The organism is Liquorilactobacillus vini DSM 20605, from assembly GCF_000255495.1.
GTDB lineage: Bacteria > Bacillota > Bacilli > Lactobacillales > Lactobacillaceae > Liquorilactobacillus > Liquorilactobacillus vini.
The window spans coordinates 1-18,769 of record NZ_AHYZ01000188.1 but is presented as its reverse complement, the minus strand read 5'-3'; the positions used below and the strand labels follow the sequence as shown (position 1 = coordinate 18,769).

Sequence of the window (18,769 nt, the reverse complement as noted above, 5' to 3'; positions counted from 1 at the left end):
TCTTTAAAAAATTGATTAGAGAAATTTATTTTGCTTCTGGACGTCGTTACGGAGCACCTAAAATTGCTAAAAAGCTGCAACATTGTGGTGAAAAAAGTTCTGAAAAATTTGTTGGCAACTTAATGCATGAATTAGGATTGCACTCCATTATTCGAAAAAAATATACTTGGCATCCAAAGAAACAAAAAACTGAAGAACGGGAAAATATTATTGATCGTGATTTTTCAACTAAATCAATTAATCAAAAGTGGGCAACAGATATAACTTACATTCACACCTTACGTGATGGTTGGTTGTATCTCTCATCAATTCTTAATTTGCATACGAAAAAAATTATTTCATGGGATCTTAGTTTAAGCATGACCAATGAACTAGTTATAAGGACTCTCAATCGGGCAATTATTAAATATAAACCAAGTAATCTGATTGTTCATACAGATCTAGGATCTCAATATACAAGTAACGATTTTGAATCAAGGCTTAAAGAGCTTAAAATCAAACATTCTTTCAGCCATAAAGGCTGTCCATACGATAATGCAGGTATAGAATCATTTCATGCGACCTTAAAGAAAGAAGATGTTTACCCACAAAAAGATAAATACAAAGATTTTAAGTCAGCTAGAATCCAACTTTTCAAATATATTGAAGGCTTTTACAATAGTCGCAGAATTCATGGAGCCCTTAATTTTATTACGCCAAATGAAGCAGAACAACGAGCTGAATGAAAGTATTTAAGTTGTGTTTTTGTGTGGAAGCAATTTATTGCTTCCTGCCAAATTAACAATACCATGAAGTTAATAAGTCAAGGTCGCTGAAAGCGCCTCGCAGAGGTTTGCCTTGAGATTATTAACGAATGGTGTTACTGAATTAAAAATATATCAAAAAAGAAATTCTATGGAAAAGTGTCCACGTTCTTGACAGAAATCCATTTCTTGGAAAGGATTTTCCACTGCGCATGACTTCAGAAAATCAAGAAACCCAAAAAGAGATACTTTTAAAGGAAGTTGAAAAATTGCAAGAACAAGTACACCAATTACAGCTCGAGAAAGCATTACTTGAAGGAGCTGCTGAGCTCTTAAAAAAAGGAAAGGGCATCAATCTCCTTCACCTGACAAATCAGGAAAAGACACGATTGATTGATGCCTTAAGAAATCAATTTAAATTAAAAGAGCTTCTTCAGCAACTCCAATTACCTAAAAGCAGCTATTTTTATCAGAAGCAAGTACTTGAGAAACCAGATAAATATTGTAAAGAACGACAATTGATCATCACCATTTTCAACAATAACTTCTGCGTTTATGGTTACCGTAGAATTCACCAAGTTCTTAAAAACATGGATAAAAAACTCTCTGAAAAAGTTGTACGGATGTTGATGTTCGAGGAAAATTTAATTGTTAAATTTTCCAAGCGTAAAAAATATTCTTCATATGCCGGGGAAATAACTCCTGCACAATCTAACTTAGTAAATCGTGATTTTAAAGCCACAAAACCCAATGAAAAATGGTTAACCGATATTACTGAATTCAAAATTCCCGCAGGAAAAGTTTATTTGTTACCAATTATCGATTGTTATGATGGTGCTATTATTAGTTGGACTATTGGCACCAAACCTGATGCAGAATTAGTAAATGTAATGTTAGATAGTGGACTGGCTACCCTTCAAAACCATGAGCACCCAATCATTCATTCTGATCGAGGTGCTCATTACCGCTGGCCCGGTTGGATTGAAAGAATACGCAAAGCAAATCTGTCCCGCTCCATGTCAAAAAAAGGTTGTTCACCAGATAACTCAGCTTGTGAAGGCTTTTTTGGACGATTAAAAAATGAGGTATTTTACCAACATGACTGGAAAAATACAACAATTAATCAGTTTATAAACCATTTGAATCATTACATCAATTGGTATAATAATCAACAGATCAAGTTATCATTAGGAGGATTAAGCCCCCTTGAGTATCGTAAGAAGCAAAGTTATCCTTGTTAAAAAAGTCCAGAAAAACGTCCGTACCCCTTTTTTTATGACATTTTTAGACCGCCCTTGACAAGGAGGACAAAAACGTCTGTATACTCGTTCTTAATCACCTTGTTTTTTTACTTTTAAATATTTATTAAAATGTTTGGTGTGTTTTCCTTTCCCTCAACCACAAAAGACCTGATGATCAAGGAAATGATCACCAGGCCTTTTTCTTTCTACATCTATTTTAAAAATGTAAATCTGACTTTTTGTGTAGCTGCTGAATTTGGACCAACCATTAATTCAAAATCACCGGGTTCACTAATTCTTTCGCCAGTTTCGTCATAAAAGCCGAGTTGCTGTTCATTAATGGTAAAAATTAGCTGAACCGTTTCTTGCGCTTTTAAGGCAACTTGCCGGAAATCAATCAGCTGTTTGACAGGCTGAACGATGCTAGCAGCGATGTCATGCAGGTAAAGTTGGACGGTTTCCAAACGAGCAAATTTTTTTGAGTTATTTGTGACCTTGATTGTTAGCCTCAATTGCTGCCCAGCTGTTAGGGTGGTTCGATCAATTTGTGGTTGATGATAAACAACCTGTCCATAAGATAAGCCATAGCCGAATGGATATAGCGGTTCCGCTGGAGCATCTAAATATCCGGAAGTAAAACGTGTATCACCAGTGACTTCCTTAGGTCGACCAGTTGCTAAATGATTATAATATATTGGGCATTGACCGACAGCCGCTGGAAAACTGATGGACAGTCTGCCAGATGGATTAACTTGGCCAACTAAAATATCGGCAATCGCTTGGCCACCACGAGTTCCGGGATACCAGACCTGCAAAATTGCTTTGACCTGAACTGGCAGCTTCGTCAAGACTAGTGGCCGGCCGCTATAATTAATTAGAATAATTGGTTTATCTAATTTTGCCAGTTTTTGTAGCAGTTTCAACTGATTGGCCGGCAAGTGCAAATCGGTTCGTGAACCTGCTTCTCCGCTTTGCAAAGAAGACTCACCGCCAGCAAAGATGATTACATCAGCAGCGGCAGCTTGTTTATATGCTTGGGTGCTCATCTGCTCCAATTTCTTGGAAGTTAAATTGCTTGGCAGCTTGATTCCTAATTTTGCTAGCAGTTGTGTTTCGTTCAAAGTTATAGGAGTCCCCGGAGCGATCTTCAAATTAGCGGTAGCAAAATATTTCTCCAATCCTTCTTTCAGCGTTGATGTTGTTTGATAATCGGCATGCACTGCCCACATCCCTAAGGCCATTCGATTATCAGCATAAGGTCCGATTACGGCAACCCTTTGTTGTGAATGCAATGGTAAAATGTCTCCCTCATTTTTTAACATGACAACGGCAGCTTGGGCGACCTTGCGCGCAAGTGTCTGTTTATCTGGACTTAAAACTTCCGCTGGTTCTGTTGCGGCTTGCAAATGGCGGTAAGGATCTTCAAACAAGCCTAATTTATTTTTCAAACAGAGGACACGCCAAGCAGCTTGATCGATTAGTTGGGGATCAAGTTGCTGGTTCTTTACTAATGGTTCCAATTGCTTTGCATAGCAAGGAGATTTCATATCAATATCGACACCAGCTTGCAGGGCCAATTTGGCGGCAGTGGCCTCATCTGCAGCCAGTCCGTGAGCAATGAGTTCTTTGATTGAGTTAAAATCGCTAATGATCACTCCTTTAAAGCCCCATTTTTCTCGGAGGATTTTTTTTAAGAGCCATTCATTTGCTGTACATGGGCGGCCATTAAGAGCTGTTAGTGAAGTCATGACTAAGTAAGCGCCAGCTTTGACGCCTGCTCGATAAGCTGGCAGATAATGCTGGTAGAGCTCAACTGGCGAAAGATTAGTCGAATTGTACTCACGACCGCCTTCAACTGCACCATAACCGGCAAAGTGCTTGATGCAAGCTGCGACTCCGCCATGCTGCAAGCCAGTGACCATCGATCGAGCAAACTGACTATTCAAATAAACATCTTCCCCAGTGGACTCCATAACTCTTCCCCAGCGTGCATCCCGAACTAAATCAACCATTGGACCGAATGCAACATTAATCCCACCAGTTTGAGCTTCTTGCCCGATTGCTTGAAAGGCCTGCTGAATCAATGTTGGATTCCAAGTTGCTCCTAAGCCAAGCGGACTCGGGAAAATAGTTTTATAGCCGTATAAAATATCAGCCATAAAAAGCAAAGGAATCTGGTGAGGATGCTGACTGAGATGTTTTTTTTGAATGCGGACGGTTTCTTGGGTACCAGCAACATTTAAAACGGAACCGACTAATTTAACTGCAGTTGGGGAGATTCCTAATTCTTTTGCTGGCCCAATTGACTGGTTCTTAGCACCAAAAAAGTCACCAGACAATTGAACTAATTGGCCAATTTTTTCTGCCCAACTTAAATTATGAAAAAGATCCGCTAATTTATCTTGATTCAATTTAATCCTCCTTAATTAACCGTTTTCATTTAATTATAAATCATCTTGAAGTTTATTTTCTTGTAATTTTAGCTGATATCTTGTACAAATCATGATTTTCAGTTTTGCTTTTGTAAGCGAAAACATTTTTTGAAAAAATTACAATATATAGTTTATTTTTACAAGATTGTTTAGCTAATTCTAGTTATTCTAAGGATGTGAAAACGTTTTCCGGAGTTTGAGATAAAGCTAGTGAGTCTAATGTTAAAGATCAAATATAGACTAACATGTGTGTTCAAAAAACAAGTATATTTAGGAAAAGTTTTGTAACTTATAAACATATAATACGAGGAGGAAAAATTATGACAGAAACAGCAAGAACAGGCTTTTTCCATAAGAAAAGTCTTGGTGTTGATAGTATGGGAATTAAAAAAACTATGTATTTGAGCGATTATCTAGCCGATGGTAGTGGTCAACTGGTATTAAATACAATTTCTGGATTAGTTGGACAAATTACTTATTTTTATACTGATAAAATCGGCGTTGCAGCTGGTGCCGTGGCAACTGTCTTATTCATTGCTAAGATAGCTGATGCTTTTGCCTAGTTAGTTATGGGGCACATTATGGATAAAGGTAAGTCGAAACAAGGAATTTGTCGGCCATGGTTTTTAAGAATGGCAGTTCCAGCAGCAGTTGTAACAATTCTTTTATTTTATGTTCCGCAATCATTTGATGAAACAGGTAAACTGATTTACATGTTGATAACCAATATTCTTTTAACGGCAGTTATTTATACAGCAATTGCAATTCCTTATAATTCAATTATGTTTTTGCGGACAAAAAGTCAAGAAGAAAGATCTGTGATGGGAACTTGGCGTGCAGGTTTGGGATATGTGGCTGGTTCATTTATCGCGATCGCTGTCATTCCAGTTACTAATTTGATGGGTGGAACAGCTGCAGCTTGGTTAAAACTAGCTATTATTTTAGCAATTATTGAATTTGTCTGCTTGATCTTTTTGTTCCGTCATTCGCGGGAAAATAGTGATGTTGATTCAAGTGTGGTTGCCGCTGAAAATATCGATGAAAATGTTTCACTTGCAACGGGAACCAAAATTTTGTTTAAAAACAAGTACTGGATCATTATGTTAGTTGTCCAATTCTGTTTCCAAGTAACTTATGGTATCAGTGGAGCCAGTGGTGCTTATTATGCTAAGTGGGTTTTAGGAAATGATAATCTTGTTGGTTTGATGGGTTTAGCTGGCTTGATTCCAACGCTTTTGGGATTCTTTATTATTGCACCAATGGCTAAAAAGTTTGGTCCAACTAAGACCGTTGAAATTTCAGCTTGGATTGTTTTGGTAAGTAATGCAATTCGTATTTTTATGCCATCAAGTTTAATCGCAACGTTAGTTTTTGGGGCAACTGCCACCTTGGGAACTGTACCACCAATGGCCTTGATTCCAGTTATGACTAATAATTGTGTTGATTATAATGAGTGGAAAACTGGTAAACGACTTTTAGGAATGACCAATAGTGCAATCGGCTTTGGTGGTCAAGTTGGATCTGGTTTAGGAGCTTCACTGGTAGGCTGGTTGCTGGCTTTAGGAGCTTATAATGATGCAGCAGCTAGTCAACCGACAAGTGCCATTTATGCAATCTATAGTTTTTCAATTTATATTCCAGTTATTATTCAAGTAATCGAGTCAAGTCCATAATCTTGTGTAAAATACACTACAATGTTTAACTGTGTCTTACTGATCAAACTTAATATATTTTCTTGTAGAGCTAAGCCATTCCTCATGGGTGTCCATCAATAAAGATCCAATTAATCTGTTGGCCGATGCACGATTAGGAAAGATGCGAATAATTTTTTCTCTTCTACGCACTTCTTGGTTTAGTCTTTCAAGAAGATTGGTGCTTTTCAGCCGATTATAGGCATTACCAATGACAGTGTACTGAAAGGCATCTTCAAAACCGCTATCTAAAGTCTCGCAAGCTTTTGTATAACTGGATTGGTCGATAAAATCAGCAATAAGTTGATTTTTGGTCTCTCGTGCTCTATCGATATCTGTAAGTCTAAAGATGGTTTTCACAGCTTCCCTAAAAGGTTTAGAGTTTTTCTTAGGAACGGTCTTAAAAATATTCCTTAAGAAGTGCACTTGACATCTCTGCCAACTTGCATTGGTAAATGATTGTCGTATGGCAGATACTAAACCCTTATGGGCATCAGAAATGATGAGTTTGGTTCCTTGTAAGCCACGCTCTTTGAGATATTCAAAGAAAGTAGTCCAGGTGTAATCACTTTCTTCATTTTGAATCATAAAACCAATCACTTCACGGTCACCATCATCCGTAATACCAATCGCAATATGACAGCTTTTAGAAAGCACGCGATGAGCCTCACGCACTTTTAGGTAGAGGACATCAGTCATCAAATAAGGATAATTAGTCCCTGTAAGAGACCGGTTTTGCCAGTCGTTAACTATCGGATCTAATTGTTTAGTCAAACTAGAAACAAAGGATTTTGATACCGATTTTCCACAGAGTTCTTCCACAATGTTAGAAACTTTACGAGTAGAGATACCTGAAACGTACATTTCAAGCATAGAAGCGAGTAGAGCTTTCTCATTTCGCTGGTAGCGCTCAAATATTGTTGGTGAAAATTTGCCATCACGTGTCCGAGGTACTTTCAAATTAAGTGTTCCAACACGCGTTGTGAACGTTCGCTCATAGTAACCATTTCGTTGACTGTGACGTTTTTCTGACTGTTCATAATTGTCAGCATGAATGTATTCGGTACGTTGATTTTCCATCAGTTGGTTAAAAATGGTAGTCAAAATACTTTTTGCAGTATCACCTTCTACAGAATGTTCAATAATGTTTTGAACCTGTTCGTTATTCAGTGTAAAATGTACTTGGGTCATGTAAAGTCCTCCTCGGTATGTTTTTGTCGTTAAAAACATTGTACCGTAAAAGGACGTTTACATGGCCTTTTATCTTTTACACAATTATATGGACTTTATCAGTAATCGTTTTGCTTTGCCTTAAATATTATGATTTGGAAGGGAAAATGAGTACAATTGTTAAAGAATTAAAAGAAAGAAATAAACAAACTAAATAAGACTTGTTGTTTGCAAAGGAGAGAAAGAAATGTTTGAAGAAAAAATCAAAGAATTAATTTACAAAATGTCGCTTAAAGAAAAGGCTGCCTTTTGCTCTGGTGAAGATTTCTGGTTTTTAAAAGCTAATCAAGCTTTAGGAATTCCGAAAGTCATGGTTTCTGATGGGCCCAATGGTCTACGCAAACAGGAAGCAAAAGCTGATCATTTAGGAATTGAAAAAAGTGTCGCCGCAGTTTGCTTTCCAGCGGGTTGCTTGAGTGCTGCAAGCTTTGATCCGCAGGTAACTGAAGCTTTAGGGGATAGCTTAGGAAGAGAATGTCAGCATTTTGATGTGGCTGCGATTCTCGGCCCTTCCGTCAATATTAAACGTTCACCATTAGGCGGGCGAAATTTTGAATATTATTCTGAAGATCCATTAGTTGCTGGGAAGATGGCTACTGGGTTTATCAAGGGCGTTCAAAAGCATCATGTTGGTACCAGCATTAAACATTTTGCGGCGAATAGTCAAGAAACTCGGCGGATGACTAGCTCTTCTAATGTTGATGAGCGGACTTTGCGTGAAATTTATTTACCGGCGTTTGAAATGGCGATTAAGGAAGCTAAACCATGGACAGTCATGAGCTCTTACAATCGAATTAATGGCGAATATGTTGGTGATAATCAGCATTTCTTGACCGATCTTTTGCGGAAAGAATGGGGCTTTGACGGTATGGTGATGAGTGATTGGGGCGGTGTTAATAATCGCGTCAAGTCATTAAAAGCTGGTTTGGATCTTGAAATGCCGGGAACTGGTCAAGTAACGACTGACCAACTGATTGAAGCTGTTAAAACTGGTGATTTGAAGGAAGAACAACTAGATCAAGCAGTCGGTCGAATTCTTGAATTCATCTTAAAATATGTTTCTAAGCATCAGAGGAATGCGCCACTCGACTTAGAACATGATCATCAAACTGCTCAGAAAATTGCTGAAGAATCAATCATTTTATTAAAAAATGAAGATCAGGTGTTACCACTATCAGCAAACAAAAAAGTGGCATTCATCGGGCAGTATGCTAAAAAGCCACGCTATCAAGGCGGTGGCAGTTCGCATATTAATAGTTTCAAAGTGGTTTCAGCTTTGGATGCAGCCGCCCAAAATGGCTTGACAGTTGATTACGCGCAAGGCTTTGTTGATAATGACCAAAAGGATGCTGAGAAATTATTGCTGGCAGCTGTTAAAACAGCTAAAAATAGTCAAGTTGCCGTAATCTTTGCTGGCTTGCCAGATAGTTTGGAAGGTGAAAGTTGGTGCTTAGGGGATAATGCAGCTTGTGGTGTCTTGCTCCAAAGCACGACTAGGGTAACATGGCATGCAGAGAAAACACCGCAAATTGATATTGAACAGAGGTATTTACAAACAGAGGGAACAAAGAAAGAACTTCGAGTTTATGACTTGGTTGATACCAGATTGATTCTAGCGGATTTATTTGCCAAATTGAAATTGTGTTATTCATAAAAATAGAGAAATTTTAATTTTTTAATTAGGAGGATCAAAAAATTATAAAAATAAACTTTTGCAACGATTGGAAATTTATAAATCTTAATACAAATAAAACTGCAATAGTTAATCTGCCACATGATGCGATGCTAACTGAGAAACGTGATGAATTTGGAGTTGAAGGTAAAACCACGGGATATTTCGGAGGTGGCAAGTATCTTTATACCAAATCATTAACCGTTAATCCTCTTTGGAAAAAACAAGCAGTCTTTCTGATCTTCCCTGGAATTTATGGCTTGACACAAATAAAAGTTAATGATCAGCTAGTTTGTGAACATCACTATGGTTACTCAGAAATAAAAGTTGATTTAACTAGTTTTTTGAAAATGGAGCAACTTAAAATTGAAGTTTTTGTTGATAACAGTCAACAACCAAATAGTCGGTGGTATTCAGGTAGCGGTTTATATCGACCAGCCTATTTATTGGTTGAACCTTCAGCTGGCATTGAAAACTTAGAAATTAGTACGCTCGGATATCAACCGGCAATTATTAGCGTGACAACTAAGCAACAAGATACGCAAGTAAAAATTTATTTTCAAGATCAGCTGGTTTATTCTGGATTTGAAGGTGAGATTACAATTCCTGATGCTCATCTATGGAGTGCTGAAACCCCTAATTTATATCGCTGCGTGGTTGAAAATCAAAATGATACCAAACAACGTTTATTTGGGATCGTCAAGATTGACAACCTGCCAGGAAAGGGCTTATTTGTTAATGGTCAAGCAGTCAAATTAAGAGGTGGTTGTATTCATCATGATAATGGAATTTTAGGAGCCTGTGCTTTTCAAGATGCGGAATTCAGAAAAGTCAAAATTTTAAAAGAAAATGGTTTTAACGCGATTAGATCTGCACACAATCCTTGTTCAGATGAATTACTGACAGCTTGTGATCAATTAGGAATGTATGTTCTTGATGAATTTTGCGATGGTTGGTATACACCTAAAAATCGTTACGACTATTCAAACTATATTCGAGCTGATTTTAAACGAGACTTAACCTGGATGATTCAGCGGGATAAAGAGCATCCTTCGGTCATCATGTATTCGATTGGTAATGAAGTTACTGAAAGTGCCAGTCAGCCAGGGGTTGAGTTCGCTCAAAAATTAATTAAAACAATTAAACAAATTGACCGCAAACGACCAGTTACTTGTGGAGTGAATCCAATGCTGAATGTTTTGGCGGTTAAAGGAATTGGTTTGTATCAGGCTGATAAAGTTGATAAGCAGTCAGTTCAAAATAAAAAGAAAAGTTCTAAAAAGACGGGTTCAGCGTTTTTTAATGTCCTGATGGAAAAGGCAAATTGGTTCACAGACAAAGTCAGCACTACCAAGACGGCTGATCGGGCAATTAGCGATATCATGGGTGTTTTAGATGTGGCTGGATTCAATTACGGATCACGGCGTTATGATAGTGATGTGAAACGGCATGCTAGTTGGAATATTCTTGGAACTGAGACATTAGTAGTTGATTTACCATATAACTGGGAAAGGGTTGAAAAATATCCTAATGTAATTGGTGATTTTGTTTGGTCAGCTTTTGATTATTTAGGAGAAACAGGAACTGGCGATTGGCGTTATTTTTCAGATCCAGGGTTACCGTTAATTTCTGGCAGCGGAACAATTGATATTTTAGGAAACCCAGGAGCTGAGAATTTCTTTCAAAGAACAGTTTGGGGTCAACAAAATAAGCCCTTTATCGGTGTACGACCGCTAAAAGTCAATCAAGAAATTCCGCAAAAGAGTCGTTGGCGTTTTACGAATGCAATTAGCAGCTGGAGTTGGTCAGGATTTGAAAATCAAAAAGCCACAATTGATGTTTTTTGTCGTGCAAGCAGTGTTGCTATTTGGATAAATCAAAAAAAGATTGGTCAAAAAAGAATCAAGAATTTTAAAGCAACTTTTCAGACTAAATATATTCCTGGTAAAATTACAGCAATTGCTTATGATCGCCATGGTAATGAACTTACTAGCTCTTGTTTAATGACTGCTTGGGGAAAAACTCAGTTAAGCGCTAAGCCGGATAAAAAAGTCCTTCGTGCTAACGGTCAAGATCTTTGTTACTTGCCGATCGAACTGGTTGGATTAGACGGAATTACTAAAGTTACTGAAGATCAACAAATCAAAGTAACTGTCACTGGAGCAGGGAAGCTGCAAGCATTGGGCAATGCAAATTGTACGACGAATGAAAGTTATCTTGATGACGTCCACTCAACTTATTTTGGTAAAGCATTGGCAATTATTCGAGCTGGAAATGATCAGGGAATCGTAACTGTCGAAATTTCAGGTAAAGGTTTAGAGTCCTTGAAAGTTCAACTTGAAGTTATTGGCGATTAAAATGTCTGGAAAGGGGGAAGTAATAATGCTAGCTCAAAGTGTTTTAAAGTTGTTGCAAAAGCCAAATTCAATTGAAATCGAACAAAAAAAGAATGCGCATTACTTGGAAGAAATGCCAACTAACGCTATTAGCCAAGAGCTTTCACAACAGAAAAAATATAAGGTCTTAAATAACTACTTCTTCAAAAATAAAGACATTTACATTAGCAAACATAATCGTTTTGCCCCTTATCCAACGCATTCGCATACTTTTTTAGAGATTAATTATTTGCTCAAAGGTTAGGCACATCAAATCGTTGATGGTCAGCCAATTACGCTCAATCAGGGTGACTTATTATTGCTTGATGTGGGTGCTAAGCATTCAATTGCCTCTCTAAGCGAAAATGACTTATTGATCAATATTCTGTTTCGTAACAGTAATATCAATATTGATTTTTTAAAGGATCTGTGTCGCAGTAGTAGTGTCCTCTATGATTTTTTGATCAATAGTTCGCTCAAAAACAGTCAGCAACAAGATTATTTGATCTTTCGGACAGCAAATAATCAAAAGATCGCCCAAGTCATGGATGAAATCATTGAAGAATATTTTTTACAGCGAAAATTTGCCGATACAGTGATCAAGGCTTACTTGCAGATTTTGATCACCAATTTAGTGCGTGATTATCATATTTTTGATGATCAGCCGCCCAGCAAAACGCGTAGCTTAATGATTGAAATTCTAGCGGAAATCGATAAAAACTATGCGGAAATTAGCCTAAAAAAAGTAGCGGCCGAGCATAGCTATAATGAAAACTATCTGAGCAATTTGTTTAAAAAAGAGGTTGGTCAGTCATTTTCAACGGTTGTCTTAAAAAAGCGTTTAACCCAGGCTAATATTTTGATCACGACTACGACCTTGCCAATCAATCAAATCATTAGTTCCGTTGGGATCACGAATTATAGCTTCTTTTATAAGAAGTTTTTTGAACAGTATGGACGGTTACCGCTGGAACAGCGAAAATTGCATAGCTAATAGCCTGATTAAGATTGTTGAAACATTCAGCCAACAATCTTTTTTTATCTGTGAATATGTTATCAATAACAAAGCTTATGTTATTGTAAGCGAATACAAATGGTGGTGTAATTTACTTGAGCTACAGATAACAAACTGAATTTTTGATAAAAGAGGTGTTGTTAATGACAAAAGTTTTTGTCGCAGTTGACATTGGAGCTTCGAGTGGACGATTAATGCTGGCTAAGCTGGAAAATAATCAGTTGCAGTTGCAAGAAGTTCATCGCTTTAAAAATGGATTTACCTATTCACAAGGTCATGATCGCTGGAATATTGATAATCTGATCAATGAAATTCTGATTGGTTTGAAGAAAATTAAGCAGGCTGGGTATGATCAGGTGACGTTGGGGATCGATACTTGGGCAGTTGATTACGTTTTAGTTGATAAAAAGGGCAATAGGCTGCAAGATCCAGTTGCTTACCGCGATGCGCGTACTCAAGGCAGTATTAAAAAGCTAACTTCACAATTGTCAAAAGAGTATATTTATAAAAAAACAGGAATTCAATTTTTGGATTTTAATACGTTGTATCAGTTGTATGTTGAAGACAAAAATTTATTAGCTAGAACTGACAAAATCATGATGATTCCTGATTATCTTGGTTATATCTTAACGGGCAAAGCAGTTACCGAAGTTACCAATGCTTCAACAACGCAAATGCTAAGTTTACGTGAAGGATTGTTTGACGATCATTTGCTGGAAAAAGTCAATGTCAAATCCTCACAGTTTCCCAAATTAGTGGAAGCTGGTACTATTTTAGGGCAAATCAAGGAAAGCTTGGTTGAACAATATAATTTGCCAGCAACTGAGGTCATTACTGTGGCAACTCATGATACCGCTTCAGCCGTAGTTGGAACACCGGGACTTGGTCAAAGATGGGCTTATCTGAGTTCGGGTACCTGGTCGCTGATTGGGACAGAGTTAAATGTGCCGGAAAATGGCAAACAGGCATTTGAACAAAATTACACCAATGAATGGGGAGCGTACGGAACCTATCGTTTCTTGAAAAATATTATGGGACTGTGGATCATTCAAAATATTAAGCATGAACTTGATGACAGATACAGTTTCGCCGAGCTGGCGGAATTAGCCGGCCAAGAAGTGCCCTTTCAGCAATTAATTAATGTCAATGATGAAAGATTTCAAAATCCCAAAAACATGATTAAGGAATTACAGGCCTACTGTCGTGAAACGCGACAAAAAGTACCACAAACCCCGGGTGAATTGGCAATGGCAGTTTATGCCAATCTAGCTTTGTATTACGCCAATGAACTGGAAGTCTTAGATCACATTTTAAATTATCGGATCGATACTTTGAATATTGTCGGTGGTGGCTCCAACGTGACTTTGCTTAATCAATTGACGGCAACTTTGAGTGACGTTGATGTGTATGCTGGACCAAGTAAAGCAACTGCGATTGGCAATATTATTGTCCAGATGATCACGAAAGGCGAGATTCTAAATGTTTACCTAGGACGGCAGCTAATTGCTAACTCATTTCCAATTAAAAAATTTGTGCCGCAAAAAGATCAATCTACTCAGGTCCTAAAACATTATCAAAGATTTATCGCAGAACATTGAGGGGGAAACAATCATGGTTAAAGCAAAGAATGTTGAACAAGCGTATCAAGTTGCTAAGGAACGTTATGCTGAATTAGGTGTTGATACTGATCAAGCAATGGAACAGTTGAAAAATGTTAAACTATCTGTTCATTGCTGGCAAGGCGATGATATTCATGGCTTTTTAAATCCTAATCAGGAACTGACAGGTGGAATTGGCGTTAGTGGCAATTATCCTGGAATTGCAAGAACACCGGCTGAATTGACAGCAGATTTGCATGAAGCTTTATCATTGATTCCAGGAAAACACAAGGTTCAGCTGCATACGATCTATGCGGTAACTGATCAGAAAAAGGATTTTGACGAAGTAGGACCAGAAGATTTCAAATATTGGGTCGACTGGGCTAAACAAGAAGGAGTTGGGCTGGATATGAATCCGACCTTCTTCTCACATCCAAAAGTTAAACAGAATTTCACTTTAGCTAGTCCAGAAAAAGAAATTCGTGATTTTTGGATCGAAGTCGGCAAAAAGTCACGTGAAATTTCGAATTATTTTGGTCAAGAATTAGGTCAGCGTTCAGTCAATAACTTCTGGATTCCAGATGGTTTTAAAGATAATCCGATTGATAAGCAAAGTCCGCGGGAGCGTCTGATTGAATCATTGGATGAAATTTTTGCTAAGAAATATGATGAAAAGAATACGATCGAAGCAGTTGAAGGTAAATTATTTGGAACCGGAATTGAATCATACACAGTTGGTTCACACTTGTTCTATAACAATTATGCCATCAGTCGTGGCAAACTTTGGACGATTGATGCAGGTCATTGGCATCCAACTGAAGATGTTTCAGATAAATTCTCAGCCTTCTTCCCATTTGGCAAAGGGTTGATGCTGCATGTTTCACGTCCGGTGCGTTGGGATAGCGATCATGTGGTAATTATGGATGATGCTTTATTGCGAATCACTCGTTCTTTGGTTCGCGATCATGAACTTGAACGGACGAATATTGGACTTGACTTCTTTGATGCAACAATCAATCGAGTTGCAGCTTGGGTAATTGGAGCGCGGACCACCCAAAAGGCTCTGCTGCAGGCCATGTTAGCACCAGTTGATCAACTGAAGAAAGCCGAGTTGAACTATGACTTCACAACCCGGTTGGCAGTTACTGAAGAACTGAAATCATATCCATTTGGTGCGGTTTGGGATGAATTTTGTTTGCAAAATGGGACACCAGTTGGAGCGGATTGGCTGGATAACATTCATCAGTATGAAAAAAATGTCCAGTTTAAACGGAAATAATGAGTGGGGGAATTTTAAATGTCAGAATTTGTAAACTCAAAATTTGTCAAAAAAATCAGTGAAATCATCTATACATCGTATACCCATGGCTGGGATGAGCGTAATGGCGGTAATGTTTCACTCCGAATCGATGGGGCTGATCTAGCTGATTATGCAGATGTGAAAAAGGTTAACAAGACAATTGATTTGGGTTTTGATGCGCGGACGTTGGCTGGTCAGTAGTTCTTAGTTACGGGCACGGGCCGCTATTTTCGAAATGTTATCAACCAACCAAAACTAGACTTAGGCTTAGTCCGGATCACTGCTGATGGTCAAAAGGCAGATTTAATGTGGGGCTTTGAAGACGGCGGGTTACCGACTTCAGAATTTCCAAGTCATTTAATGTCACATATTGAACGTTTGAAAGTTGATCAAAATCAGCGGGTGGTAATGCATTGTCATCCGACTAACCTGATCGCACTTTCTTTTACCCAAGATTTGGATGAAGCTCAGATTTCACGGCTATTATGGAAAATGCAAGCTGAATCATTGGTTGTTTTTCCAGAAGGAATCGGCGTAATTCCATATATGACGCCTGGGACGACTGAAATCGGCAAAGCAACCGCAGCAAAAATGCAAGACTTCCGCGTAGTTATGTGGCCGCATCATGGGATTTTTGGAGCCGGAACAAGTTTAGATGAAACTTTTGGTTTGATTGAGACAGTTGAAAAGGCTGCAACAATCTATTCGCAAATTGGCGCTCAAGGTGGCCAGATCAAGCAAGCGATCACTGATGATCAACTGCGGGCATTAGCCAAAGCTTTCCATGTTGTCGCTAATCCAGACTTTCTTTAAAAAATTAATTTATCAAGGGATTTCACTGGGGACGCTTTTGGATGACAGTGAGATCCTTTTTTTGTGTGAGTTTTAAATTTGACAACTAATTTAAGAAAAGTTATCCTTTAATTATACCAGGTGGGGTATAATTAAAGGAGGAAACTAAGTATGTTTTGGGATAAATTTGAAAGTGTTTCAACTGATGAGTTAAATAATAAAATGAACCGGCAAACAGCAATTATGGATGTTCGACAGCCTTATGAGTATCAAGAGGGTCATATCCCCGGCGCAGTTAATTATCCATTGATGCAGGTTTTACAGGATCCGCAGGCCGCATTAAAACAAGTTAGCGGTCGGCCGCTTTATGTGATTTGTCATTCCGGTGCTCGCAGCCGGCAGGCAACCAAAGCTTTAAGCCGTTATGATCAGCAGGTGATCAATGTTAGTGGCGGAATGATGAATTGGCACGGCAAAGTTAAACAAGGAGCTAAAAAATGAGAATTGTAATTATTGGTGGTGTCGCTGGCGGAATGTCAGCAGCAACGCGTTTACGCCGCTTATCAGAAGAAAATGAAATCATCGTCTTGGAAAAAGGACCATTTGTTTCTTTTGCTAATTGCGGCCTACCTTATTATTTAGGCGGTGAAATTACTGATTGGCAACAATTGGTTTTGAAGACACCAGCTGATTTGCACCAGCGTTTTAACTTGGATGTTCGCATCAATCATCGAGTTACAGCAGTTGATTTAACGCAACAGAAATTAACGATTAAGACACCGGATGGTATAAAGCAGCTGCATTATGATCGCCTTTTGCTTTCACCAGGAGCTTCTCCAATTGTACCGCGAATGCCAGGAGTGGACTTAACTCAGCGACAATTTGTTTTACGCGGGATTCCCGACTTAAAGAAAATTGTCACTGCTCTAAAGCAAAATAATCTCAAAAAGATTGCAGTTATTGGTGGGGGAGCAATTGGCATCGAAGTTACCGAAGCACTTTTGCGACAAGGTGATCAAGTTTCGTTAATTGAAGCGCAAGATCAAATTTTAGCGCCTTTTGATTTGGAAATGACGGCACCGCTGACAGCCGAGTTGAGAAAACATGGGGCGAAGTTACATTTAGCGTCTAAAGTAACTCGAATTTTAGCGGACAATACTTTAGTGTTAGAAAATAATCAGCAAGTTGCTAGTCAAGCAATTATTTTTGCATTAGGTGTTCGTCCAGATACAGCAATTTTTCAACAAGCTGGGTTAAAAACAGCCGTTGATGGCAGCCTGCTAGTTGATGAACATTACCAAACATCAGCTGAAAATGTCTATGCTGTCGGGGATGCGATTTTAACCAAAAATCAATTAACTCAGCAAGCTCAGCCTTTTCGCTTAGCTTCACCGGCCAATCGTCAAGGCCGACAAGTTGCCGATGCAATCATGGGCCTGAAACGAAAAAATCAAGGAAATATTGGGACTTCAATCGTCCGTGTTTTTTCGCAAGCTGCAGCCCAAACAGGTCTAAATGAAAAGCAGTTGAAAAAAATGGGGCGAAATTATCGCTGCCTGCATTTACGCGGTAATTCGCATGTTACTTATTTTCCAGGGGCAGCGGCAATTAAATTAAAATTGTTGTTTGATTCAGAAAATGGTGCAATTTTGGGTGCTCAAGCAACTGGTCAAAGTGGAATTGCCCGGCGGATCGATGTCTTAGCTACCGCAATCAAGGGACATTTGACCGTTAATGATTTGCCCGAGTTGGAATTGAGCTATTCACCGCCGTTTGGTTTAGCTAAAGATCCAGTCAATTTGGCGGGGTACGCTGCACAAAATGTTCTTGAAGGGCTTTCCGATAATCTGCAATGGTATGAATTAGCTAAGTATCAGGCAGCTGGAGCATATTTACTTGATGTACGTGAGCCAGTAGAAATTCAGCAGAATGGTGCTTATCCCCAAGCCCACAACCTGCCACTGGATTCGCTGCGTGATCATTTAGCAGAACTACCAACTAAGCGCCTGATCATCACGGCTTGTCAAAGCGGTCAGCGCAGCTATTTAGCGGAACGGATCTTACGTAACCATGGTTTTCAAGTCAAGAATTTGGATGGTGGCTGGTTGACCTACCATGATGGAATGACACAAAAACTTGGTAAAGCTTGAGATAAGCTTTATAATAATGATAACAAGCAAAGGGCGAACAGATGGTAAGATCTTTTTAGTAAATGGTTTGTCACTTATAAACTTAGAATATGAGGGTGGAGTCAAATGCAGTGTGATCCGAAGTTAGTTAACCGTTTGAAACGTATCGAAGGCCAAGTTCGCGGTATTTTGCGGATGATGGCTGAACATTCTGACTGTCAAGATGTTACGACTCAACTGCTAGCCGTTCGCTCCGGGGTTGATAAAGTCATCGGCTTGATTGCACTAGAAAATCTTAAGGAACAGGTCGATCAAAATATTGATGATCCGGCTGTTTGGGAGGATCCAACCGTACAAGCAGCCTTAAAGATTTTATTGAAATCACGGTAAATCGGTCGTCAGAATGGATGATGATTGATGAAAAAACAATTTTAAAAACTTATTTCTGCAAGCTGGGAAATTATCGATTTTCTCAGTTTTTTTGCGTAACTGAATAATAAAGATATTGTTGCTTTAAGACAGAACTAATAAGCCAGCAACTAAAAAGCGTT

14 protein-coding genes and 2 pseudogenes are annotated in these 18,769 nt (G+C 38.6%); 14 read left to right on the top strand and 2 right to left on the bottom strand.

What is annotated here, in order from left to right:
* Both ON15_RS10270 and ON15_RS10265 read left to right on the top strand, forming a co-directional pair.
* On the top strand, positions 1-725 hold a 725-nt coding region (locus ON15_RS10270; RefSeq protein WP_010581409.1), incomplete at its 5' end, for an IS3 family transposase.
* A gap of 203 nt (positions 726-928) precedes the next feature.
* Positions 929-1,984, top strand: a pseudogene (locus tag ON15_RS10265) (IS3 family transposase); the annotation flags it as partial.
* A gap of 212 nt (positions 1,985-2,196) precedes the next feature.
* On the opposite strand, the gene ON15_RS10260 reads toward ON15_RS10265, so the two are convergent.
* Positions 2,197-4,395, bottom strand: a complete 2,199-nt coding sequence (locus ON15_RS10260) for a glycoside hydrolase family 3 N-terminal domain-containing protein (RefSeq protein WP_010581407.1) — start codon at positions 4,393-4,395, stop codon at positions 2,197-2,199.
* 341 nt (positions 4,396-4,736) lie between these two features.
* On the opposite strand from ON15_RS10260, the gene ON15_RS11325 reads away from it, so the two are divergent.
* Positions 4,737-4,979 carry a hypothetical protein gene (locus ON15_RS11325; protein WP_010581406.1) on the top strand — a complete coding sequence of 81 codons (243 nt, stop codon included), beginning with the start codon at positions 4,737-4,739 and terminating at the stop codon, positions 4,977-4,979.
* A 6-nt stretch (positions 4,980-4,985) separates the two neighbouring features.
* Positions 4,986-6,089: an MFS transporter gene (locus ON15_RS10255; RefSeq protein ID WP_141567419.1), complete on the top strand. Its 1,104-nt coding sequence runs from the start codon at positions 4,986-4,988 to the stop codon at positions 6,087-6,089.
* A 36-nt stretch (positions 6,090-6,125) separates the two neighbouring features.
* Here ON15_RS10255 and ON15_RS10250 read toward each other — a convergent pair whose 3' ends face one another.
* On the bottom strand, positions 6,126-7,298 hold the full coding sequence (locus ON15_RS10250; RefSeq protein ID WP_010581404.1) for an IS256 family transposase: 1,173 nt from the start codon (positions 7,296-7,298) through the stop codon (positions 6,126-6,128).
* Between the two features lie 226 nt (positions 7,299-7,524).
* On the opposite strand from ON15_RS10250, the gene ON15_RS10245 reads away from it, so the two are divergent.
* The 10 genes and pseudogenes from ON15_RS10245 to ON15_RS10205 all read left to right on the top strand — a co-directional run bounded on the left by ON15_RS10245 (position 7,525) and on the right by ON15_RS10205 (position 18,608).
* Positions 7,525-8,991, top strand: a complete 1,467-nt coding sequence (locus ON15_RS10245) for a glycoside hydrolase family 3 protein (RefSeq protein ID WP_010581403.1) — start codon at positions 7,525-7,527, stop codon at positions 8,989-8,991.
* A 41-nt stretch (positions 8,992-9,032) separates the two neighbouring features.
* Positions 9,033-11,366, top strand: a complete 2,334-nt coding sequence (locus tag ON15_RS10240) for a glycoside hydrolase family 2 (RefSeq protein ID WP_040525098.1) — start codon at positions 9,033-9,035, stop codon at positions 11,364-11,366.
* 25 nt (positions 11,367-11,391) lie between these two features.
* Entirely contained in the window at positions 11,392-11,649 is a 258-nt protein-coding gene (locus ON15_RS12085) for a cupin domain-containing protein (RefSeq protein ID WP_235720457.1), read from the top strand.
* Positions 11,650-11,712: 63 nt separating this feature from the next.
* Positions 11,713-12,378 carry an AraC family transcriptional regulator gene (locus ON15_RS10235; protein ID WP_235720458.1) on the top strand — a complete coding sequence of 222 codons (666 nt, stop codon included), beginning with the start codon at positions 11,713-11,715 and terminating at the stop codon, positions 12,376-12,378.
* Between the two features lie 164 nt (positions 12,379-12,542).
* On the top strand, positions 12,543-13,997 hold the full coding sequence (gene rhaB / locus ON15_RS10230; RefSeq protein WP_010581401.1) for a rhamnulokinase: 1,455 nt from the start codon (positions 12,543-12,545) through the stop codon (positions 13,995-13,997).
* A gap of 13 nt (positions 13,998-14,010) precedes the next feature.
* Positions 14,011-15,276, top strand: coding sequence for an L-rhamnose isomerase (locus ON15_RS10225; protein ID WP_010581400.1), 1,266 nt, complete (start codon positions 14,011-14,013; stop codon positions 15,274-15,276).
* An 18-nt stretch (positions 15,277-15,294) separates the two neighbouring features.
* Positions 15,295-16,110: pseudogene (gene rhaD, locus ON15_RS10220) on the top strand (rhamnulose-1-phosphate aldolase).
* Between the two features lie 150 nt (positions 16,111-16,260).
* Positions 16,261-16,590, top strand: coding sequence for a rhodanese-like domain-containing protein (locus ON15_RS10215; protein WP_010581399.1), 330 nt, complete (start codon positions 16,261-16,263; stop codon positions 16,588-16,590).
* Positions 16,587-18,239: an FAD-dependent oxidoreductase gene (locus ON15_RS10210; RefSeq protein ID WP_010581398.1), complete on the top strand. Its 1,653-nt coding sequence runs from the start codon at positions 16,587-16,589 to the stop codon at positions 18,237-18,239. The genes ON15_RS10215 and ON15_RS10210 overlap by 4 nt, the downstream gene beginning before the upstream one ends.
* 105 nt (positions 18,240-18,344) lie before the next feature.
* On the top strand, positions 18,345-18,608 hold the full coding sequence (locus ON15_RS10205) for a metal-sensitive transcriptional regulator (RefSeq protein ID WP_010581397.1): 264 nt from the start codon (positions 18,345-18,347) through the stop codon (positions 18,606-18,608).
* Positions 18,609-18,769: the final 161 nt, after the last annotated feature.